Source organism: Ruegeria arenilitoris (assembly GCF_013035315.1).
GTDB lineage: Bacteria > Pseudomonadota > Alphaproteobacteria > Rhodobacterales > Rhodobacteraceae > Ruegeria > Ruegeria arenilitoris_D.
The window spans coordinates 77867-99343 of the sequence record NZ_WQHP01000010.1 but is presented as its reverse complement, the minus strand read 5'-3'; the positions used below and the strand labels follow the sequence as shown (position 1 = coordinate 99343).

The following is a 21477-nucleotide window of genomic DNA, read 5'->3' as shown; positions in this document are numbered from 1 at the left end:
CAGAAACGCGACTCGGGAAGAGGAAAAATCATGTCCGAGAAGAATTTGCCGTCACATGCACGTGTGGTCATCGTCGGAGGCGGCGTCATGGGGGTCGGTCTGGCCTATCATCTGGCGCACGAAGGCTGGGGCCACGATACCGTCTTGCTGGAAAAGGCCGAGCTGACCAGCGGCAGCACTTGGCACGCGGCCGGCCAGATCACGCATTCGACCTCGAGCTTTGGGCTGGGCAAATGCGTGGACTACAACATCGGTCTATATTCCGGTCAGTTAGAGGCCGAAACCGGTCAGCCGGTGACGTGGCATGGCTGCGGCTCTTTCCGTCTGGCCTATACCGAGGATGAAATGGACTGGCTGCGCCACACCCTGTCTGTAGGCCGGTCTCTGGGATTCAACATCGAGCTGGTCGGGCCTGAAAAGGTGGCCGAACTGCATCCGTTCTATAACCTCGAAGGTGTTTTGGGTGCTTTGCACACGCCGGATGACGGCCATGTGGACCCGACCAACGTGACCATGGCGATGGCAACGGGCGCGCGTCAGAAGGGCGTCCGTATCTTCCGCAACTGCCGCGCGACCAACATTACACAGGCCGACAATGGCGAGTGGGTGGTTGAGACCGAACAGGGCACCATCACGTGTGAGCATGTGGTGAATGCGGGCGGAACCTATGCCCGTCAGATGGGTGAGTGGTCGGGGCTGCAGTTGCCGATGACCTCGATGACCCACCACTATTTCGTGACCGAGCCGGTGCCCGAGTTCCAGAACCTAGACAAAGAACTGCCGGTGATCCGCGATGACCGCAAAGTCTCGGGCTACATCCGGATGGAGCAGCAGCGAGGGCTGATCGGGATTTACGAGAAGGAAAACCCGAACTCGGTCTGGCATGATCACTGCCCGTGGGAATACGAGAACTGGCTGTTCGACGCAGATTACGACCGGGTGATGCCGTGGCTTGAGGAAAGCCTGAACCGCATGCCGATCTTTGCCGAACTGGGCATTCAGCGCGACGTGCACGGCGCGATCTCACATCCGCCAGATGGCAACCCGTTGATCGGACCTGCACCGGGTGTTCGGAATTACTGGTGCTGCTGCGGAACGCAGATCGGGATCGGTTGGGGGCCGGGTCTGACCCGCGAACTGGCGCGCTGGATGGTGCATGGCGCGGCCGATATCTCGATGCGCGAATACGATCCGCGCCGGTTCGGCAGCTATGCGACCAAGGATTGGCAGGTGATCAAGGCCGAGGAAGACTACTGTCTGCGCCACGAAATTCCATTCCCGCATTTCAACCGTCTTGAGGGGCGTCCGATCAAGCCGTCGCCGCTGTATGAGCTGCTGAAATCCAAGGGCGCGGTGCATGAAGAGGTGTATGGCTTTGAACGCCCCCGCTGGTTTGCACGGGACGGTGTGGAGCAGCGCGATCACTATTCCTTCCGCCGGACCCCTGCCGACGACATGGTCGCGGCTGAGGTCAAGGCGGTGCGCGAAAGCGTTGGCATAATGGATGTCACCGCCTTTACCAAGGTCGAGGTCTCCGGTCCGGACGCTTACGCTCTGCTGGACCGGCTGACCGCGAACCGGATGCCGCAAAAGGTCGGCTCGATCACATTGACCCACATGCTGAACCGTCGCGGGCGGATCGAGTTGGAGACGACGATTGTCCGCATGGCCGAAGATCGCTTCTACCTGGTTTGCGCGGCCTTTTTCGAACAACGCCTGCTAGATCATCTGGCGCAGCAGCGTGCGAATGAGGATGTGCAGATCACCGCTCTGTCCGCCGACTGGTCCGCCCTGTCGTTGAACGGCCCCCGCTCGCGGGACGTGCTGGCGCGATGCACTGACGCCGATCTGACCAATGCCGGGTACCGTTGGCTGTCCGCGCAGGAAATCACCGTCGCGGGTCACAAAGTCTGGGCCTTCCGCATGTCCTATGCGGGTGAATTGGGCTGGGAATTGCACATGCCGAACGCCGCGTGCCTTGACGTTTACAACGCGCTTTGGGCCGCGGGTGAGGCGCATGGCATCACCGATTATGGCAGCTTTGCCATGAACGTGATGCGGATGGAGAAAGGCTTCAAAGGCGCGGGCGAATTGACCAATGAGGTCACTTTGGCCGAAGCCGACGTGTTGCGCTTTGCGCGTACTGATAAGGAATATCTGGGCAAGGACAAGACCCACAATACCGACCTGCCTTGGGTTTGCGCATACCTTGAGATCGAGCCGGATGGCGAGATTGACGGTCACGGCGGTGAGGCGGTCATGTTGAATGGGACTGTTGTGGGCTCGACGGCTTCTGTTGCTTACGGGCACACCGTCGGCAAGATCCTTGCCTTTGCCTACATCAAGCCCGAAGCGGCCGACGCCGGAACCGCGTTGGAGGTCGTGATCCACGGCAAACCCCGCGCAGCCCGCGTGCTGGGCGAACCGGCCTATGATCCGCAAAGTCTGCTGCCACGCACCGACGCCATTCTGGAGACTGCATAATGAGCTTGCCCGACACAATGAAAGCCATGGTCACAATGGGCCATGGCGGTCTGGAACAGATGGTGTTGCATGAAGACTGGCCGCGTCCAGAACCCGCCGCCGGAGAGGTACTGATCAAGGTCGCAGCCTGCGGTCTGAACAACACTGACGTCAACACGCGGTCGGGCTGGTACTCCAAGACGGTCACTGACGCGACGACCGGAGGCGCTTTCGAAGAAGTAGGGCAGGACGACCCGACTTGGGGCGGCGCGCCGATCACCTTCCCGCGTATTCAGGGGGCCGATATCTGCGGGCACATCGTGGCCGTCGGCGACGGCGTCGATCCTGCGCGGATCGGCGAGCGCGTCATCACCGACGGCTGGCTGCGCGACCCTGCTGACCCGGAAAACATGGACAAGACCGGATATTTCGGGTCCGAGCGGGACGGAGGCTTTGCCGTATACGCCACGACGCTTGCGGTGAACGCGGTCCCGATCTCATCGGACCTGTCGGACGCGGAACTGGCAACGTTCTCGTGCTCTTACTCAACGGCCGAGGGCATGCTGGCCCGCGCCAATGTATCCGACAAAGACACTGTGCTTGTGCCGGGTGCCTCGGGCGGTGTCGGCGGGGCCCTTGTGCAATTGGCCAAACGTCGCGGTGCCCGGGTGATCGCCATGGCGTCCGAAGCAAAGCACGCCGATGTGGCCGCGCTGGGCCCGGACAAGATCCTGCCCCGCGCGCCGGAAAACCTGCGTGCCTCTCTGGGCGATGAAAAGATCACCGTCGTTGCGGATGTGGTGGGCGGTCCGTATTGGCCGCACCTGATCGACATCCTCGAGCGTGGCGGTCGTTATACTTGTTCGGGCGCGATTGCCGGACCAATGGTCGAGTTTGATCTGCGCACTTTCTATCTGCGTGATCTGACCTTCACCGGATCAACCGTGATTGACCCGCAAGTCATGCTGAACCTCGTGAAGTACATCGAAGCTGGCGAAATCAAGCCTGCACTCGCCGCAACCTATCCTTTGGAAGAGCTGCGAGACGCTCAGGCTGCCTTTATCGCGAAGAAGCACACCGGCAACATTGTGGTGACCCCATGACACTGGACGCCGTTCTTCAGGCCGCCCGGCATGTGCATCAGTCGCACCCCGCGCTGTCCGCGTTTGGCGCATGGCCAGACGATCTGGAGCCAACAGATTTGGCCGCGAACGCGGTCCCTGCAATGGAATTGGTGCGGCGAACCGATTTTTCACCGGACGCGGCAACTCAGGCGCTGTCGGATGCGATCCGGGCCAGTGCCCATCTGGCCCACTGGAAGCAAACCTATACCGAAGAAGAAGTTGGTGCCGATTTCCTAAGCCGCTATGGGTATTACGAGTTGTTTGGTCCCACTGGCCATTTCCACTCGAACCAGTTGCGCGGCTACGTGGCCTATTGGGGTGCGGGCCTGAACTATGGCTGGCACAGTCATCAGGCGGAAGAGTTGTATCTGACCCTGGCCGGTGGCGCGATCTTTCGCACCGAAGGCGATGAACGGTTCGTTGGCCCAAACGAGACCCGCCAGCACGACAGCTGGCAAAGCCACGCCATGACCACGACAGATCAGCCGATCCTGACCTTTGTCCTCTGGCGGGGCGAAGGGTTGGGCGATCTGCCACGGATGGATGCGGCATGAAGATCACTCGTATTCGCGTATACCAGACGGGCCTGCCCTATGTCGGCGGTGCCTATGTCTGGGGCGCGGGCAACGCGATTGAGACGGCCACCGCTTCGGTTGTCGTAATCGACACGGACGCTGGTCTTCAGGGATGCGGAGAGTTCACGCCCTGCGGCGAGAACTATATGGTCGCCCATTCCGAAGGTGTGGTCGCACTCGCCCGGTTGGTGGCCCTAAAACTTCTGGGCGAGGACCCGCGGCAGGTAGGCCGGATCGAGCAATTGTTGGACCATTTAGTCCAAGGCCACGGCTATGCAAAAGCCCCCTTTGACGCCGCATGCTGGGACATATTGGGCAAGTCATGCGATCAACCTGTCTGGATGCTACTGGGCGGTAAGTTGACGGATGGTGCCCCGATGTACCGCGTCGCGCCCCAGAAGGCGGTGGATGAGACCGTTGCCGAGATGAATGCCTACAGGGATCAGGGTTACCGGCAGTTTCAGATCAAGGTGGGCGGCGACTGGGCAACGGATATTGAGCGTATTCGCACCACGGTGCCTCTGTTGCAACCCGGCGAAAAGGCGATGGCGGATGCCAATCAGGGTTGGCGCGTCGACAACGCGATCCGGGTCGCCCGAGCCACGCGCGATCTGGATTTCATTCTGGAACAACCCTGCCGCACCTATGAGGAATGCCAGCAGGTTCGTCGCGTGGCTGAACAGCCGATGAAACTGGACGAGTGCGTCACCGGCATGCATATGGCCCAGAGGATCGTCGCGGATCGCGGGGCCGAGATATGCTGTCTGAAAATCTCGAACCTTGGGGGGCTCAGCAAGGCGCGGCGTGTGCGGGACTATCTGGTCGAAAACCGGATTCCCGTTGTCAGCGAAGACACTTGGGGCGGCGAAATCACCTCGTCGGTCGTGGCCCATTTCGCGGCGTCGACCCCGGCTGAGTATCTGCAGAACACGACGGATTTGATGAACTATAACACGCGGTCGACTGGAAACGGCGGGCCGATGTCGCGGGATGGCAAGCTTTTCGCCTCTGATACGCCTGGACTGGGCGTAACACCCGATTTCGAAAGCCTCGGCGCGCCGGTGGCGGAGTACACTTTATGAAGATCAAGACGATCACCGTCTACCACGTCGACCTGCCGTTAGAGCATCCCTATTGGCTGTCCGGCGGACGGCTCAAGTTTGAAACACTTGACGCGACAATCGTTAAGGTCGAAACAGACACCGGGCTGATCGGATGGGGCGAAGGAACCCCATGGGGTCACACCTATGTCCCGGCGCACGGTCCGGGTATCCGCGCCGGGATCGAAACGATGGCCCCGTTCATTCTGGGCCTCGACCCACGCCGCGTTCTGGATGTCGAGCGCGCCATGGACATTGCCCTTCCCGGCCACCTGTACGCCAAAAGCCCGATCGACATGGCTTGCTGGGATATTGCGGGTCGGGCGGCGGGTTTGCCGATTGCAGACCTCATGGGCGGCGGATCGCGCACGCCGCGCCCGATTGCCTCATCCGTCGGAGCCAAAACCGCCGAAGAAACCCGCGAGGTGATGGAGCGTTACCGCAGCCGTGGCTACGTCGCGCATTCAGTCAAGATCGGCGGCGACGTAGAACGCGACATTGCCCGCGTCCGCGATGTGGAAAGCATCCGGCGACCCGGTGAGATCGTTTTGTATGACGTGAACCGCGGTTGGACGCGGCAGCAAGCCTTACGGGTAATGAGCGCCTGCGAGGACCTGAACGTCATGTTCGAACAGCCGGGCGAGACACTGGATGACATCGCCGCCATCGCTGGCCGCCATTCCTCGCCCGTCTCGGTGGACGAAAGCCTCGTGACTCTGCAAGACGCGGCCCGCATCGCGCGTGACGGGCTGGCCGATGTTTTTGGGATCAAATTGAACCGCGTCGGCGGCCTGACCAAGGCGGCTCGGATGCGAGATATTGCTCTGGCGCATGGGATCGACATGTTTGTCATGGCGACCGGCGGCACAGTTCTGGCCGATACCGAGGCGCTGCATCTCGCGGCCACCATTCCGGATGACAATTGCCACGCGGTCTGGGCATGTCAGGACATGATCACCATTGATATCGCTGGCGGACGTGGCCCGCGTAACATCGACGGTCACCTGCACCTACCGGAAACGCCCGGCCTAGGCGTTCACCCGGACGAAGACATGTTGGGGGCTCCGGTCGCGACATTCGAGGCCCCGCGATGATCCGCTGCTTCATCTGGCCCAAAATACCTCGGGGGGTGAATTGGCCGCAGGCCAAGAGGGGGGCTGGCCCCCTTTCGAGCCCGCCATCGGTTTTCAAAGGACGTTCTGAATGAAGGTGACTCGGATAACGCTCTGGTCCGTCGATCTGACCAGCCATGAGACCTATCACATGGCCGAGGGCAAGACCTGCGCGACCGTGACCTCTCATATCCTGTGCCTTGAGACAGATACTGGTCTGAAAGGGTGGGGAGAGGTCTGCCCGATCCCGCATTACCTGCCCGCCTATGCCGGTGGCGTGCCAAGCGCCGTGACCGAGATGGCCTCTGAAATCCTCGGCATGTCCCCATTTGGTGTGGACGCCCCGATGCGTAAGCTGGACGGGTTTCTGCAGGGCCATCGCTATGCCAAGTCCGCGATCGACATCGCCCTGTGGGATTTGTTCGGGCAGGCCACGGGCCAGCCGATCTATGCGCTGCTGGGCGGGCGCACGCGCAAGGATATGCCACTCTATCACTCGATCACCTGCATCGCGCCGGACGACATGGCACGGATTGCCAAAACTGCTTACCAGACCGGCATCCGTCAGTTTCAGGTCAAGTTGGGGGTTGAGGGCGATTGGCAGGCCGATGCCGAGCGTCTGATCAAAGTGCGTGAGGCTGTCGGACCCGGGCCGCTTGTCTATGGTGACTGGAACTGCGGCGCTTCGCGCTTGCAAGCGACGCGGACGGGCCGGGCGGTCGCGCATCTGGATGTGATGCTGGAACAGCCCTGTAAATCACTGGAGGACTGTGCCGCCGTCCGGCAAGCGACCGGGTTGCCTATGAAAATCGACGAAAACGCCCATGATCTGGCGTCGCTGCACCGCGCGCATGACCTAGGCTGCATGGATGCCGTCGCACTGAAACTGTCGAAGTTCGGTGGCCTGTCCGCCATGCGCCGCGCCCGTGATCTGACCGTGCATTTCGGGGCCGAGATCTGCGCCGAATGTACGTGGGGTTCAGATATCGTCACCGCCGCCTCGCTGCATTTTGCGGCCTCGACCCCGCACGGGTCATTGATGAATACCTGTGACCTGTCATCCTATGTGTCACCGCGCATCTGTCCGGAGGCACCAAACCGTGAAAATGGACGGATTGCTCCGCCCGAAGGTCCGGGGTTAGGTGTTGTACCAGACCCGGATGTTCTTGGCTCATCCCTACTGGAGATCGTTTGAGATGCTGAAAATCAACACCCAATCTGAATGGATCGATCGCGCAAACACGGTTTTGCCCGCCGGTGGTTTCGGTAACTTCGATCCGGGCATCATTATCGCGCGCGGCGAAGGGAGCCGCGTCTGGGACGAGGATGGCAATGAATATGTGGATTATCTGATCGGCTCCGGCCCGATGCTTTTGGGCCATGGTCACCCCGAGGTGATGGAGGCCGTTCTGGAACAATTGCCCAAGGGCATGACCTTTTTCGCCAACAACGCGCGCGGAATTGAACTGGCCGAAGCTATCGTGGACGCAGTGCCATGCTGCGAACAGGTGCGCTTTGTTGCCTCGGGCGGTGAGGCCGATATGTACGCCATTCGCCTGGCGCGCGCCTATACCGGCCGCGACAAGATTTTGAAGTTCGAAGGCGGGTATCACGGCATGAGCGCAGAGGCGCAGATGAGCCTAGCCCCCAGTCGCCGCGTGAATTTCCCACAGGCCGTACCCGACAGTGCGGGCATCCCCGAAAGTGTGGCCGAGCAAATGCTGGTCGCGCCGTATAATGATCTGGAGGCGGTCGAAAACCTGCTGAATGAGCATGACGACATCGCCGCCATCATGGTCGAGCCCTTGCAACGGATCATCCCGGCGCTGCCTGGATATCTTCAGGGATTGCGCGATCTTTGTGACAAACACAATGTCCTGCTGATTTTTGATGAAATCGTCACCGGGTTCCGTCTGGCCTTTGGCGGTGCGCAGGAACGATATGGGGTGACACCTGATATCTGTACGCTTGGCAAAATCATCGGCGGAGGCTTCCCTCTGGCCGCGCTGGGCGCAAGCGCCGAGATCATGAAGCATTTCGACAAGGCCCAGGTCGGCGAGGAAGGCTGGCTGATGCAGCTGGGGACGCTGTCAGGCAATCCTGTCGCCTCGGTCGCGGGGTTGAAAACGATGGAGGTTCTGGGGCGCGAGGGTATGTATGACCGCCTGCGCGAAATCGGGGCCGAGTTGCAGAAAATGCAGGTGGATGCGCTGACCCAAGCGGGGATCCCGCATCGGATCTGTGGCGACGAAACTCTGTTTGATATCTATTTCACCGATGCAGATTGCCGCGACTATCGCAGCGCGCAACATGACGATCCGCAGCGCGGCGCGCTCTACAACGCGACCCTGCGCGCAAATGGTGTGTTTAAGGCACCGGGCAAGGTATATCCCTCGTTGGCTGTCACCGCAGCCGATCTGGAGCATACGCGACTGGCCGTCGAAAAAGCGGTTCAGGCGATAAGTGCAGCCTAAGAAACTAAGCGGGCCGCTGTCTTCTCAGACAACGGCCCTTACTGATCGGAGTTCGGGATGAGGCCTCGCCCCCTCGAATACCACTTACAAAAAAGAACGGACTAAAAAAACTTTCGACTTTTTCGAGACCGTCCCGACTTCTCAATCGGTATGACACAGTTGTGCCTTATTCGAACGGTCGCCTCAGTGAAGTAGTTCACTTTTCTTAAACTTTTTTAGTTTCTCCAGTCGAAAAATCCCGGACCGGCCTGCTTTAGCAGGGAGTCCGCCAAGGCGCGGCCCATGTCTGACCCGTCTGCGATGGCACCTGTAACGTCTTCAGAGATTGCCTCGGACCCGTCGGGGCGCAGCACCTCTCCGCGCAGGCGCAGTTGGCCTTCTTGTATCTCGGCCAGACCCGCGATGGGGGTTTCACATGAGCCATCCAGCGCCGCCAGCAAGGCGCGTTCAGCGGCCAGGCGCTGACCGGTTTCCGCATGGTGGATTGCTTCGAGCATTTCAGCCGCGCGGGTGTCGTCGCTACGCCGTTCGATGCCGATTGTGCCCTGCGCGATAGCGGGCAGCATATCCTCGGTTGAAATGGCGGTGGCGGGAACCTCGTCCATTTTCAGGCGCCGGATACCGGCCATGGCCAGAAAGGTGCAGTCCGCCACACCGTCGGACAGCTTTTTCAGGCGCGTCTGCACATTGCCCCTGAATTCAACCACGTTCAGATCGGGACGGCGGTTCAGCAATTGCGCCCGTCGCCGCAGTGATGACGTGCCCACCACAGCCCCTTGGGCAAGCTCGTGGATCGAACTTAGGCTGGGAGAGATAAACGCATCCCGCACGTCTTCGCGTGGCAGGAACGTGTCCAGTACCAGCCCGTGGGGTTGAGCGACCGGCATATCCTTGGTGGAATGCACCGCGATGTCGATATCGCCGCTTAGCAGTGCCTCTTCGATTTCTTTGGTGAACAGACCCTTGTTGCCAATCTCTTTCAACGGCCGATCCGCATCGATCATTGCCCGGTTATCGCCGGTGGTTTTGATCACAACGATTTCGAACGCCTCATCGGGCAGATCAAAGGCTTTGCCCAGGCGTTCGCGGGTTTCATGGGCTTGTGCCAGCGCCAGCGGTGAGCCACGAGTGCCGATCTTGAGCGGTGATGCGGGGGTTGGCAGGGTCAGTGTCATACGCACAGCTTTAGTCGCGTCACATTGCCCTGACAATGGGGGCAGAGCTTGACAAATTGCCACTGAGGCACGACCCGTTGCGACAAACCAGACGATTGGGGAAAAAGATGGCCGAGACAAAGAAACTGCTGCGGGCGCTGGCGGGCGAGGTGCAGGATGTGCCGCCGATCTGGATGATGCGGCAGGCCGGGCGTTATCTGCCCGAGTATCGCGCAACCCGTGCGCAGGCCGGCGATTTCCTGTCTTTGTGTTACAACCCCGAACTGGCGGCCGAAGTGACGCTGCAACCGATCCGCCGATACGGGTTCGACGCGGCGATCCTGTTTGCCGATATCCTGCTGGTGCCACAGGCGCTGGGCGCTGATCTGTGGTTTGTCACGGGCGAGGGGCCGCGTTTGTCGACGATCACGCAGCAATCAGAATTTGATGCGTTGAAACCCGTCGCCGACATCCATGAAACCCTGTCGCCAGTCTATGAGACGGTTCGCATCCTGTCGCGCGAATTGCCATCCGAAACGACTCTGATCGGGTTCGCTGGCGCGCCCTGGACCGTGGCCACCTATATGATCGCCGGACGCGGCACGCCGGATCAGGGACCCGCCCATGCGCTGCGCGAAGGCAACACGGCGCTGTTTGAAGCGCTGCTGGAGCGGATTACGCAGGCGACGATCGAATACCTTTCGGCCCAGATCGAGGCCGGGGCCGAGGTGGTCAAAATCTTTGACAGCTGGGCCGGGTCGCTGAAAGGCGAAGCGTTTCAAAAATACGCTGTTGAGCCGTGCAGAGTGATTACTCAGGCGATCAAGGAGCGCCATCCCGGAATCCCGGTGATCGGGTTCCCGCGTGAAGCGGGCGACGCCTATGTCGGTTTTGCCAAGGCCACTGGCGTTGATTGCGTTGCACTGGACAACTCTGTTTCGCCGGACTGGGCGGCAGAGCATGTGCAGGTGGATGGCTGCGTTCAGGGCAATCTGGCTTCGTCCCACATGGTGACGGGTGGGCAGGCGCTGGTGGATGAGACGAGACGCATCGTGCAGGCGTTCTCGAAGGGGCCGCATATCTTCAACCTGGGCCACGGGATCACGCCCGATGCCGATCCTGAAAATGTTCAGTTGATGATCGACACTGTGCGGTCGTGGCGGGACGGGTAGAGGGGCCAGCCCCTCTTGGCCTGCGGCCAATTCACCCCGAGGTATTTTTAGCCAGGAGAAGAGGCGGGGGCTGTATTTGTGGCCAACTCCTCCAGAATGTCCTGTCGGTGTTCGCCGCGGCTTGGGATGGGTTTGGGCTGCCATTCGTGGTTCGCAAAACGCGGGGCGGCGGCGGCCTGAAACACGCCGTCTTGTTCTATCCAGGTTTGGCGTGCGGTGTTCATGGGGTGGGCTTGGGCCTCTTGCGGGCTGAGAACTGGCGCAACGCAGGCATCGGTGCCCTTGAACAGGTCCGCCCAGTGGTCACGGGGTTGCTGCGCGAAAATCTCTGCGAGTCGCTGCGCAAGCGCGGGCCAGAGCGCGGGCACATACTGTTTTTGAAATTCGGGATCGTCGGTGAGGTCCAGTCTCTGCAGGAACTCGGCATAAAATTTCGGCTCGAGGCATTGCACCGAAACAAATCCCTGATCTGCGCATGCGTAGGTGCGGCTCCAATGGGGGCCGTCCAGCAGGCTTGCGCCGCGCGCGTCGGATAGGTTGCCGGTTTGGCGCAGGCTCATCAACAGGTTCATCATATGTGCCGATCCGTCATAAATGGCAGCGTCAACGACCGTGCCTTGTCCGGTTCGTTGAGCGTTCAAAATCCCGGCTAATATCCCGGCGACCAGATACATTGCGCCGCCGCCAATGTCACCGACCAGCGTGGCAGGGGTTTGTGGGGGGTGGCCGGGGGCGGAGGCATACCACAGGGCGCCCGACAAAGAGATATAGTTCAGATCGTGGCCAGCCGTGTCGGAAAGCGGGCTGTCCTGTCCCCAACCGGTCATGCGACCATATACAAGCCCAGGATTGTTATCCCTGAAGGCCTCGGGGCCTAAACCCAGCTTTTCCATCACCCCCGGGCGGAACCCCTCGATCAGGGCATCGGCTGCGGCAATCAGGCGACGGGCGATTTCCAGATCGGCGGGGTCCTTGAGGTCCAGATCGATTGAACGTTTGCCACGATCCAGGACGGATTGTTCCGGCATGCCCGGCGCGGCGTGTTGCCCTTTGCGGTGGATCGTGACGACATCTGCGCCCAGATCCGCCAGTAGCATCGCCGCGAATGGGCCTGGTCCCAAGCCCTCGACCTCTATGATCCGAATTCCGTTGAGCATTGGGTTCCTCCTTTCGGCGCAGGTTTTCGGGGATGGCTTGGAAATGCAAGGCTGGATTCTGCTGTCTTGTCAGATGGTCACGCAATCCTTAGCGTCTAACGCGGGATGGAGAGCGAGGCTCGGATGCGGTTGTGGATCCTTTTCGGGGGCGCCGTTGCGCTGGCTGTGGTTGTGGGTGTGCTTGCGCGCTTGCATCCGCCGGGCAGTTTGCTGTTGGCGGCTGGACCAGTGGGTGGGGCCTATGAAACGGACGCTCAGGACTATGCGGCGATTCTGGCGCGCGACGATCTGCAGTTGGATATCGTGGATACCGCAGGGTCGGTTGAGAATGCCGAGTTGCTGAATACGGGACAGGTGGATGCGGCTTTTCTGCAGGGTGGTATTCGGGTTGATCCGGGAAAGGCCGAAGCTGTTGGGGCCGTGTTTTTTGAACCCATCATTTTTCTAGTGAACGCTGATGCAGATATTCCGCGCAACCCGGCGCTTTGGACTGGTTTACGGATAAACAGCGGCGCGCCGGGGTCCGGTACCGCAGCGGCGTTTCGTGATTTCGAAAAAGCGGTGGGGTTGAGTGAGGCACAGAATACGCATGCTTCAATCCCTTATGCCGATGCAGCAGCGGCTTTGCTGGCCGGAGAGTTGGATATCGCCGTTTTTGTCGCGCCGATTGAGGCACCGTACCTGAAAGCGGCCTATGACGAGCCGGGGCTGCGGGTGCTGGCGCTGGATCATGTTCAGGCGATCTCGCGCAGGTTGGAATACGCGACGGTGGTGACTGTTCCTGCCGGGGGGATGTCCCTTGATCCGGTTTTGCCGCCGCGGCCGGTGGATCTGATCGCACTTGAGGCCCGTCTGGTCGTGCGGCCAGATCTGCATCCTGCGCTGATCAACAGGCTGACCATGGCCGCGATCGAGCTGCACAGCACGCGCGGTATTCTCGCCGATCCTGGCGCGTTTCCGAACCTTGAAGGTGCCGGAATGGTCGTCAGCAATACGGCGCGGCAACTGATCCTCGACGGTCCGTCGACCTGGCACAACTGGCTGCCCTATTGGATCGCGGCACAGATCAATCGGGTGTTGTTGCTGTTACTGCCGTTCTTTTTCATCGTTGTTCCTTTGATGCGGCTGTTGCCGTTGGCCTATGCCTACGCGATGCGGTGGCGGGTCTGGCAGCACTACCCCGAGATCCGAGATATTGAACAGGAACTGGCCAATGATCCTGACGCCGATGCCTTGCAAGACATGCAGTCGCATCTGAGCGCTTTGGACGAACGGCTGGCGACGCTACGGCTGCCTGCGGCCTATCGGCAAGGGCAATACGATGCCCGCCTGCATGTGGAGCTTGTGCAAAAGCGGATCGCCGAGATGCAGCAGCACGCCCGCACCTGACGCAACATATCACCTACAAAAAAGCGCAGAACTCTGTGCGGAATTGACCTGTTCTGCGCCGATCTGCCGGGGTAGTGTGCCCGCCAGAACAGGGAACGTGCATGACAACCATTCTGTCCATCAAGGAATTACGCAAGTCCTACGCCGACGGATTCGAAGCGCTGAAAGGCGTGACGCTGGATATCGAGCAGGGCGAGATTCTGGCGCTGCTTGGGCCGAACGGGGCCGGCAAGACCACGTTGATCTCGACCATTTGCGGTATCACGACGCCGACCTCGGGTTCTGTGACCGTCGGAGGGCACAACATCCAGACCGAGTATCGCGCCGCGCGTCGAATGATCGGGCTGGTGCCGCAGGAAATCGCTCTGGAGCCGTTCGAGAAGGTTTGGAACACCGTGCGGTTCTCGCGCGGGCTGTTCGGATATGGCAGTGACAATGCACGGATCGAAGAGATATTGCGCAAGCTGTCGCTTTGGGAAAAACGGAAAAACGCGATCAAAGAGCTGTCCGGGGGCATGAAGCGCCGGGTGCTGATCGCCAAAGCTCTGGCGCATGAGCCGCGGGTGCTGTTTCTGGACGAGCCAACCGCAGGGGTGGATGTCGAACTGCGCAAGGATATGTGGGAGATTGTGGCCGAGCTGAAACGGGCCGGGGTCACCATTATCTTGACCACGCACTACATCGAAGAGGCTGAGGCGATCGCCGACCGGATCGGTGTGATCGACAAGGGTGAGCTGCTGCTTGTGCAGGATAAAGACACCTTGATGGCTCAGATGGGCAAGAAACAGATCGAGGTCATGCTGACCGAGCCCATTCAGGCCATTCCCGATAGTCTGGCGGCGCACAATCTGACACTGAACGGCAACGGTGATGCGCTGGTCTATACCTATGACACACACGCGGATCGCACCGGGATCACCACATTGTTGAACGATGTTGCGCAGGCCGGGCTGGTGTTGCGCGACGTGCAAACCCGGCAGTCGAGTCTGGAAGAGATATTCGTGAATCTGGTATCGGGAGAACCCGCATGAACTGGTCCGCCGTTGCCGCAATATATCGGTTCGAGATGGCCCGGTTCTTCCGAACCCTGGCGCAGAGCTTTCTGTCGCCGGTCCTGTCGACCTCGTTGTATTTCGTGGTCTTCGGCACCGCGATTGGCAGCCGCATCCAAGAGGTCGAGGGCGTGTCCTATGGCGCGTTTATCGTGCCCGGCCTGATCATGCTGTCAGTCGTGATGCTGGCGATTTCCAACGCGTCGTTCGGAATCTACTTCCCCAAGTTTCTGGGTACGATTTTCGAGTTGCTGTCCGCGCCCGTGAATTTCATCGAGATCGTCATCGGTTACGTCGGGGCCGCTGCAACGAAGTCCCTGTTCGTCGGGCTGGTGATCCTTGTAACGGCCACATTCTTTGTGGACATAAGGATCGAACACCCATTTGCGATGGCTGCTTTCCTGATCCTCTCTTGCCTCAGCTTTTCTTTGTTGGGATTCATCATCGGAATCTGGGCCAGTAACTTTGAACAGATGTCCCTGGTTCCTCAACTAGTCGTCACGCCACTGATCTTTCTTGGAGGCACGTTCTACTCGATCTCGATGTTGCCGCCGGTGTGGCAAACGATTTCGCTGTTCAATCCGGTCGTCTATCTGATTTCCGGGTTTCGCTGGTCGTTTTATGGCTTGGCGGATGTTCCGATCGGTCTGAGCCTGCTGGCGATTTTGGCCTTCACCGGTTTGTGTCTGGCTGTGATTGGCTGGATCTTCAAAACAGGTTGGCGCATTCGCAGCTAGAGCGCGGGCCGCATGGTGCGTTGCATTTTTGCCCTCCATGTGTGGGAATTTAGTTCACGTCGCGTATTAGGCCGGAACGGTCCCTTGTTTCGCGCAGACCCGCACTCTACATCGGCACCCATGAAACTCAGCCTGCCGTTTGTCAAAAAACAGCCCCTTGTGGCCGTGGTCCGTCTGTCGGGCGCCATCGGAATGGCGGGGCGTGGGTCGTTGAACGACACCGCGCTGGCCCCCGTTCTGGAAAAGGCGTTTCGCAAAGGCAAACCCGCCGCCGTGGCGCTTGAGATCAATTCGCCCGGCGGTTCGCCGGTCCAAAGCTCTTTGATCGGGGCGCGCATCCGGCGGCTGTCAGAAGAACTTGATGTGCCGGTCATCGCCTTTGTCGAGGATGTCGCGGCATCTGGCGGGTACTGGCTGGCTGCGGCCGCCGATGAAATCTGGGCCGACGACAGCTCGGTTCTGGGGTCGATCGGCGTAATCTCGGCTGGGTTTGGTGCGCATGTGTTTCTGGCGCGTCAGGGGATCGAACGGCGCGTACACACAGCGGGCAAATCGAAGTCCATGCTCGACCCGTTCTCGCCCGAGAAAGAAGAAGATGTCGCGCGGTTGCAGGGTCTGCTTGGCGATATCCATGAAAACTTTATCAACCACGTCAAAACCCGCCGCGGGGACAAGCTGGACCAAAGTGCGGACTTGTTCACGGGCGAGGTCTGGCTGGCCAAACGCGCGCAGGAACTAGGCCTGATTGAGGGCGTCGCACATCTGAAGCCGAAACTGCAGGAACGTTTTGGCGACAAGGTCAAGTTCCGCCGCTATGGCCTGCGCAAACCGATCTGGTCGCGCTTCGGGGCCTCGCTGGCCCAGGACGCTATCACCGGCATTGAGGAGCGCGCAGCCTTCGCGCGCTTTGGTTTGTGACGTGATTATCAAGATTGTCACCCTTTTCCTGATTGCCATAGGTGTCCTGGCGATGTTCGGCAAGCTGCGCTTTCCGGGACAGAAAAGGCTGCAGTCTGCAAGATGTCCGCGCTGCGGACGGTTCAGGATCGGTAAAGGCCCCTGTGCCTGCGAAAAAGGAGGCCGTACATGACGGCATGGCTGTTATCCGGCCTTGGATTGTTGATCCTGCTGCTGGCAGGGGATGCATTGGTGCGCGGCGCAGTAAACCTGAGCCTGCGTCTGGGCGTACCGGCCCTTATCGTCAGCCTGACCATCGTGGCCTTTGGCACCTCGGCCCCAGAGCTGCTGATCGCGATCAGCGCGATCAAGGAAAACGCGCCGGGGATCGCTTTGGGGAACGTCGTGGGTTCGAACACAGCAAACATTCTGTTGGTTCTGGGCGTGCCCGCGTTGCTTGCCACGCTGCACACAAGCGAGTGCGACAGTCGTAAGAACTACGTCTTCATGCTGCTGGCCACCGTTTTGTTCATCGGATTGGCCTTCTGTGGTGTGTTCAATCTGACCAGTGGTGCAATTCTTTTGGCAGCTTTGGCGTTGGTTCTGTTCAACGCATTCCGCGAGGCCCATGCGCATCGCAAAGCTTGTGGCGACGCCTGTGCCGAGGATGACGAACTGGAAGGTCTGGAAGAGGCTGATCCAGACATGCCGTATTGGAAGCTGTCGATCTATCTGGTCCTTGGCCTGATCGGCCTGCCCATGGGCGCGCATTTGCTGGTCGACAACGCAACTGTCATCGCGCGCACCTATGGTGTCAGCGAAACCGTGATCGGCCTGACTCTGGTCGCGGTCGGAACGTCGCTACCGGAACTGGCCACAACAGTCATGGCGGCTTTACGCAGGCAGGCCGATGTTGCGCTGGGCAATGTGATCGGGTCGAATATGTTCAACCTGCTGGCCATTGTCGGCATTGCAACGCTGTTCGGCCGCATTCCCGTGGATCCAGAGTTCCTGCATTTCGATCTTTGGGTCATGCTTGGCGCGTCGCTGCTGTTGATCCCGTTCGTGTTTTTCAAAAAAGATATCACGCGTGGTTGGGGTCTGGTGTTGACCCTGCTGTACGGGGTCTACATCGTCTCACTGCTGGCGTAATCTTGGAGTAAGGGGATAGGCATGGCCCGTGCATTGGTAACCGGTGCTGGAATTCGTCTGGGCCGGGCAATGGCCCTGTATCTGGCGCAGCGGGGATATGATGTCGCTGTGCATTATGCGACCTCTGAACAACCCGCGTCAGAGACCGTGGCTGAGGTGCAGGCGTTGGGGGGCAAAGCGGTTGCCTTGCAAGCTGACCTGTTGGACGAGGCACAGGTTCAGGCTCTGCTACCCCGCGCGGCCGAGGCGTTGGGTGGACCGATCACTTGTCTGGTGAACAACGCATCCATCTTTGAATACGACAACATCCACACTGCGACGCGCCAAAGCTGGGACCGCCACCTGGACAGCAACTTGCGCGCACCTTTTGTCTTGACGCAGGCCATGGCTGAGCAGGGGTTGAAACCAGATACCGACGAGGCAGGCGAACCCGTAGCTACGGGTTTGATCGTCAACCTGGTCGACATGCGGGTGCGCAAGCTGACGCCGGAATTCATAACCTACACGATTGCCAAGATGGGCTTGTGGGCGCTGACCCGCACTGCCGCACAGGCTCTGACACCAGCGATCCGGGTCAATGCCATCGGGCCGGGACCGACGATGCAGGGCCACAGGCAAAGCGAAGAACACTTCAAAACACAGCGCGCCAACACTGTGCTTGAGCGCGGCTCCAACCCGTCGGATATCACGGCTGCCCTGGGCTATTTTCTGGATGCGCACGCGGTCACCGGGCAGCTTTTGTGCGTCGATGGAGGCCAGCATCTTGGGTGGAAAACCCCGGATGTTCTGGGGGTTGAATAAGCATAACTGCTGCAAGTTTTGCACCGCTCTCGTTTCCGTTACGTGCGCGTTACAAAATTGTCTTTTTTTTCATACACTTGCCATGTGTACGAAAAAATTTTGTTCAAAATCAAAAGGTTATTTATGCGCCTATTTTTTGTGCAACTCAAGGAATGCCTATGTATACAAGGGAAAATCGACACCCTGAGAAACTTATCTTCACACTTATCCACAGAAACCGTGGATTTGTTTTCTCTTGAACTGAGACCGACAAGATTGCAGCCATAGTCAGAGAATCATATTTCAGGCAAATGACCACAGACAGCGACCCGACCTCTGAGACACAACTGACCGGCTATGCCTGCATCCAGCGCTATGTGAAAACGCTGGACAGTTCGCCGGGTGTGTACCGGATGTTAGATGCGGACAGCCGGGTTCTGTACGTGGGCAAGGCGCGCAACCTCAAGGCACGAGTGTCGAACTACGCGCGGCCTGGCCATTCGGGGCGGATCGAACGGATGATCGCCGCGACAGCGTCGATGATGTTCCTGACCACCCGGACCGAGACCGAGGCGCTTCTGCTGGAACAGAACCTGATCAAGCAGCTCAAGCCCAAGTACAACGTGCTGCTGCGCGACGACAAAAGCTTTCCGAATATTCTGGTCGCCAAGGATCATGCCTTTCCGCAGATCAAGAAACATCGCGGTGCGAAGAAAGAAAAGGGGGCGTATTTCGGCCCCTTCGCCAGCGCAGGAGCGGTGAACCGGACGCTGAACCAGCTGCAGAAAGCGTTCCTGCTGCGGAACTGTTCGGACTCGATGTTCGACAGCCGTACGCGGCCTTGCCTGCTCTATCAAATCAAGCGGTGTTCGGGGCCGTGTGTTGGGCTGATTTCCGAGGCGGATTATCTTGAAAGCGTCAAGGATGCGGAACGGTTCCTGTCCGGCCGTTCGACCAAAGTGCAGGAAGAACTGGCCGACCAGATGATGGCCGCATCCGAGGCGATGGAGTTCGAGCGCGCCGCCGGGCTGCGCGACCGAATTCGCGCGCTGACGCAAGTCCAGACCTCTCAGGGTATCAACCCGCGCGGCGTGGCCGAGGCGGATGTGATCGGCCTTTATATGGACAGCGGGCAGGCCTGTGTGCAGGTGTTTTTCATCCGTGCGAACCAGAACTGGGGCAACAAGGACTTCTATCCTCGGGTCGGCGCGGATGTGTCTCCGGCGGAAGCAATGGAGGCGTTCCTCGGTCAGTTTTACGACAACAAGGAACCTCCGCGGCAGTTGATCCTCTCGGACGCAATTGAAAACGCAGATCTGATGCAAGAAGCGCTGAGCGAGAAGGCAGGGCGCAAGGTTGAAATTCTTGTCCCGCAACGTGGCGAGAAACAGGAACTGATCGCCGGGGCGCTGCGCAACGCACGGGAGTCTCTGGCGCGACGTATGTCGGAAAGCGCGACACAGGCCAAATTGCTGCGCGGCGTGGCCGAGGCGTTTGATCTGGATAGCCCGCCGAACCGGATAGAGGTTTACGACAACTCGCACATTCAAGGGACTAATGCCGTTGGTGGGATGATCGTGGCAGGCCCCGATGGCTTTGTGAAGAACGCCTATCGCAAGTTCAACATTCGCGGCGACGACCTGACCCCGGGTGATGACTTCGGCATGATGAAAGAGGTTCTGACCCGGCGGTTCACTCGTCTGCAAAAGGAAGACCCCGACCGCGACAAGGGCCATTGGCCCGACCTGTTGCTGATTGACGGCGGCGCGGGGCAGGTGAGCGCTGTGCATGAGATCATGGTCGAATATGGCGTCGAAGACATCCCCATGGTCGGTGTCGCCAAAGGGGTCGACCGTGATCACGGCAAGGAAGAGTTTCACCGAACCGGGCAGCGTCCTTTTGCGCTCAAGCGCAATGATCCGGTGCTCTACTTCATTCAACGTCTGCGAGACGAGGCGCACCGCTTTGCCATCGGCACGCACCGCGCGAAGCGGGCCAAGGCTGTGGGCGCGACACCTTTGGATGAAATTCCCGGTGTTGGGGCCGCACGCAAGCGTGCCTTGCTGGCGCATTTCGGTAGCGCCAAAGCCGTCAGCCGGGCGAATCTGGCGGATCTGAAAGCAGTCGAAGGGATTTCAGCGGGGCTGGCGCAAAAGGTTTACGACTTCTTTCACGACAAGGGCTAGGCCTTGCGTCCGCGCCAAAGGATGTACAGCCCCGAGGCGACGATCAGCGCGCTGCCAATCCACATGGTCTGGTCTAGGTCTTCGCCGAAAAAGAACACACCCAAGGCCACGCCGAATAGCAGCCGGGAATAGCGGAATGGGGTGACGGCGGATACCTCGCCGGTCCGCATGGCCTTCATCAAAGACGCATAGGCGATCGAACCCAGAACCACAGCACCGGTCACATGCAGGCCGGTATTCAGGTTGATCGGCGCGACCGGGGCTTGCTCCCATAACCCATAGGCAACACCCGCGACGATCACGCTGACAAACCCGTAAAAACCCAACACCTCGGTGCTCAGACTCGCTGGGGCGACCCGACTGGCCAGATCACGTCCGGCAAATCCAAGCATCCCAAGCACGGCGAGCAGCGACAGAATGGTGAAACTGTCCCCGGTCGGCTGGATGATGATCACAACGCCGAGGAGGCCAACAAGAACGGCGCTCCATCGTCGCCATCCGACGGTTTCGCCAAACAGCAGGGCTGCACAGGCGACGACTACCAGTGGTGTAGCCTGAAGGATCACGGTTGCCGAAGACAAAGGTGTCAGTGTGAAGGCAAGGATGTAGAACAGTCGACCGAGGATTTCGAAAACGGCCCGAATTTTCATTGCTGGCGATAGAACATCCGGTTGCAGCAGGCGAGTGCCCCTGGCCAGTGCGACACAGGCGAAAATCACCGATCCACCCGCGCCGAATAGCACCAGTATCTGCCAGATGGGCAAGGTGATGGCTGACGCCTTAAGTAACGCGTCTTCCAGCGCAAAACACGCCATAGCGCCAATCATCCATGCGCTTCCAATCAGGTTCGAGCGTGCGTCGGTTTGAATGTTCGGGGTCATCTGGGTCATTTCGCGGTGGGCCTGATTGCGCCCACTGTGACGGCAATCGGAACAAAGGCCAAGGTGAATAAC

18 protein-coding genes are annotated in these 21477 nt (G+C 59.6%); 15 read left to right on the top strand and 3 right to left on the bottom strand.

Annotated elements, in window-relative coordinates; all coding sequences use genetic code 11:
• Positions 1–30: 30 nt before the first annotated feature.
• From GOV53_RS18580 to GOV53_RS18550, 7 genes are all read left to right on the top strand, one after another.
• The gene (locus GOV53_RS18580) at positions 31–2484 is read left to right on the top strand and encodes an FAD-dependent oxidoreductase (protein ID WP_170469243.1); all 2454 of its coding nucleotides are present in this window, start codon (positions 31–33) and stop codon (positions 2482–2484) included.
• Positions 2484–3566, top strand: coding sequence for an alcohol dehydrogenase family protein (locus GOV53_RS18575; RefSeq protein ID WP_254439335.1), 1083 nt, complete (start codon positions 2484–2486; stop codon positions 3564–3566). The genes GOV53_RS18580 and GOV53_RS18575 overlap by 1 nt, the downstream gene beginning before the upstream one ends.
• Positions 3563–4141: a dimethylsulfonioproprionate lyase family protein gene (locus GOV53_RS18570; protein ID WP_170426914.1), complete on the top strand. Its 579-nt coding sequence runs from the start codon at positions 3563–3565 to the stop codon at positions 4139–4141. The genes GOV53_RS18575 and GOV53_RS18570 overlap by 4 nt, the downstream gene beginning before the upstream one ends.
• Entirely contained in the window at positions 4138–5244 is a 1107-nt protein-coding gene (locus tag GOV53_RS18565) for a mandelate racemase/muconate lactonizing enzyme family protein (RefSeq protein ID WP_170469240.1), read from the top strand. The genes GOV53_RS18570 and GOV53_RS18565 overlap by 4 nt, the downstream gene beginning before the upstream one ends.
• Entirely contained in the window at positions 5241–6356 is a 1116-nt protein-coding gene (locus GOV53_RS18560; RefSeq protein ID WP_170469237.1) for a mandelate racemase/muconate lactonizing enzyme family protein, read from the top strand. Before GOV53_RS18565 ends, GOV53_RS18560 begins: the two co-directional genes overlap by 4 nt.
• 109 nt (positions 6357–6465) lie before the next feature.
• Positions 6466–7569: a mandelate racemase/muconate lactonizing enzyme family protein gene (locus GOV53_RS18555; protein WP_170469234.1), complete on the top strand. Its 1104-nt coding sequence runs from the start codon at positions 6466–6468 to the stop codon at positions 7567–7569.
• 1 nt (position 7570) lies between these two features.
• A complete protein-coding gene (locus GOV53_RS18550) occupies positions 7571–8848 on the top strand; it encodes an aspartate aminotransferase family protein (RefSeq protein ID WP_170469231.1) in 1278 nt (425 codons plus the stop codon).
• 215 nt (positions 8849–9063) lie between these two features.
• On the opposite strand, the gene hemC is transcribed toward GOV53_RS18550, so the two are convergent.
• The gene (hemC, locus tag GOV53_RS18545) at positions 9064–10023 is read right to left on the bottom strand and encodes a hydroxymethylbilane synthase (RefSeq protein ID WP_170469228.1); all 960 of its coding nucleotides are present in this window, start codon (positions 10021–10023) and stop codon (positions 9064–9066) included.
• A gap of 107 nt (positions 10024–10130) precedes the next feature.
• Between hemC and hemE the strand changes: the two genes are divergently transcribed.
• Positions 10131–11174 carry a uroporphyrinogen decarboxylase gene (hemE, locus tag GOV53_RS18540; protein WP_170469225.1) on the top strand — a complete coding sequence of 348 codons (1044 nt, stop codon included), beginning with the start codon at positions 10131–10133 and terminating at the stop codon, positions 11172–11174.
• 47 nt (positions 11175–11221) lie between these two features.
• Here hemE and GOV53_RS18535 read toward each other — a convergent pair whose 3' ends face one another.
• Entirely contained in the window at positions 11222–12331 is a 1110-nt protein-coding gene (locus GOV53_RS18535) for a CaiB/BaiF CoA transferase family protein (protein WP_170469223.1), read from the bottom strand.
• A gap of 123 nt (positions 12332–12454) precedes the next feature.
• Here GOV53_RS18535 and GOV53_RS18530 point away from each other — a divergent pair, with 123 nt between their 5' ends.
• From GOV53_RS18530 to uvrC, 7 genes are all read left to right on the top strand, one after another.
• The gene (locus GOV53_RS18530; RefSeq protein WP_170469220.1) at positions 12455–13720 is read left to right on the top strand and encodes a TAXI family TRAP transporter solute-binding subunit; all 1266 of its coding nucleotides are present in this window, start codon (positions 12455–12457) and stop codon (positions 13718–13720) included.
• Between the two features lie 101 nt (positions 13721–13821).
• Positions 13822–14751, top strand: coding sequence for an ABC transporter ATP-binding protein (locus tag GOV53_RS18525; protein WP_170469217.1), 930 nt, complete (start codon positions 13822–13824; stop codon positions 14749–14751).
• Positions 14748–15509, top strand: a complete 762-nt coding sequence (locus tag GOV53_RS18520; protein ID WP_170469214.1) for an ABC transporter permease — start codon at positions 14748–14750, stop codon at positions 15507–15509. Before GOV53_RS18525 ends, GOV53_RS18520 begins: the two co-directional genes overlap by 4 nt.
• 120 nt (positions 15510–15629) lie before the next feature.
• Complete coding sequence (locus tag GOV53_RS18515; protein ID WP_170469341.1) at positions 15630–16427, top strand: S49 family peptidase; 798 nt, start codon at positions 15630–15632, stop codon at positions 16425–16427.
• A 168-nt stretch (positions 16428–16595) separates the two neighbouring features.
• The gene (locus GOV53_RS18510; protein WP_170426925.1) at positions 16596–17558 is read left to right on the top strand and encodes a calcium/sodium antiporter; all 963 of its coding nucleotides are present in this window, start codon (positions 16596–16598) and stop codon (positions 17556–17558) included.
• 21 nt (positions 17559–17579) lie between these two features.
• Positions 17580–18359, top strand: a complete 780-nt coding sequence (locus tag GOV53_RS18505) for an SDR family oxidoreductase (RefSeq protein WP_170469211.1) — start codon at positions 17580–17582, stop codon at positions 18357–18359.
• Between the two features lie 290 nt (positions 18360–18649).
• Entirely contained in the window at positions 18650–20524 is a 1875-nt protein-coding gene (gene uvrC, locus GOV53_RS18500) for an excinuclease ABC subunit UvrC (protein WP_170469208.1), read from the top strand.
• Here uvrC and GOV53_RS18495 read toward each other — a convergent pair.
• The gene (locus tag GOV53_RS18495) at positions 20521–21405 is read right to left on the bottom strand and encodes a DMT family transporter (RefSeq protein WP_170469339.1); all 885 of its coding nucleotides are present in this window, start codon (positions 21403–21405) and stop codon (positions 20521–20523) included. The genes uvrC and GOV53_RS18495 overlap by 4 nt on opposite strands.
• Positions 21406–21477 lie beyond the last annotated feature (72 nt).

Coding starts and splice junctions, on each gene's coding strand:
- GOV53_RS18575 (WP_254439335.1), top strand. CDS start 2,484: ATGAGCTTGCCCGACACAATGAAAGCCATGGTCACAATGGGCCATGGC.
- GOV53_RS18560 (WP_170469237.1), top strand. CDS start 5,241: ATGAAGATCAAGACGATCACCGTCTACCACGTCGACCTGCCGTTAGAG.
- GOV53_RS18535 (WP_170469223.1), bottom strand. CDS start 12,331: ATGCTCAACGGAATTCGGATCATAGAGGTCGAGGGCTTGGGACCAGGC.
- GOV53_RS18510 (WP_170426925.1), top strand. CDS start 16,596: ATGACGGCATGGCTGTTATCCGGCCTTGGATTGTTGATCCTGCTGCTG.
- uvrC (WP_170469208.1), top strand. CDS start 18,650: ATGACCACAGACAGCGACCCGACCTCTGAGACACAACTGACCGGCTAT.
- GOV53_RS18530 (WP_170469220.1), top strand. CDS start 12,455: ATGCGGTTGTGGATCCTTTTCGGGGGCGCCGTTGCGCTGGCTGTGGTT.
- GOV53_RS18580 (WP_170469243.1), top strand. CDS start 31: ATGTCCGAGAAGAATTTGCCGTCACATGCACGTGTGGTCATCGTCGGA.
- GOV53_RS18515 (WP_170469341.1), top strand. CDS start 15,630: ATGAAACTCAGCCTGCCGTTTGTCAAAAAACAGCCCCTTGTGGCCGTG.
- GOV53_RS18555 (WP_170469234.1), top strand. CDS start 6,466: ATGAAGGTGACTCGGATAACGCTCTGGTCCGTCGATCTGACCAGCCAT.
- GOV53_RS18505 (WP_170469211.1), top strand. CDS start 17,580: ATGGCCCGTGCATTGGTAACCGGTGCTGGAATTCGTCTGGGCCGGGCA.
- GOV53_RS18570 (WP_170426914.1), top strand. CDS start 3,563: ATGACACTGGACGCCGTTCTTCAGGCCGCCCGGCATGTGCATCAGTCG.
- hemC (WP_170469228.1), bottom strand. CDS start 10,023: ATGACACTGACCCTGCCAACCCCCGCATCACCGCTCAAGATCGGCACT.
- GOV53_RS18495 (WP_170469339.1), bottom strand. CDS start 21,405: ATGACCCCGAACATTCAAACCGACGCACGCTCGAACCTGATTGGAAGC.
- GOV53_RS18525 (WP_170469217.1), top strand. CDS start 13,822: ATGACAACCATTCTGTCCATCAAGGAATTACGCAAGTCCTACGCCGAC.
- GOV53_RS18565 (WP_170469240.1), top strand. CDS start 4,138: ATGAAGATCACTCGTATTCGCGTATACCAGACGGGCCTGCCCTATGTC.
- hemE (WP_170469225.1), top strand. CDS start 10,131: ATGGCCGAGACAAAGAAACTGCTGCGGGCGCTGGCGGGCGAGGTGCAG.
- GOV53_RS18550 (WP_170469231.1), top strand. CDS start 7,571: ATGCTGAAAATCAACACCCAATCTGAATGGATCGATCGCGCAAACACG.
- GOV53_RS18520 (WP_170469214.1), top strand. CDS start 14,748: ATGAACTGGTCCGCCGTTGCCGCAATATATCGGTTCGAGATGGCCCGG.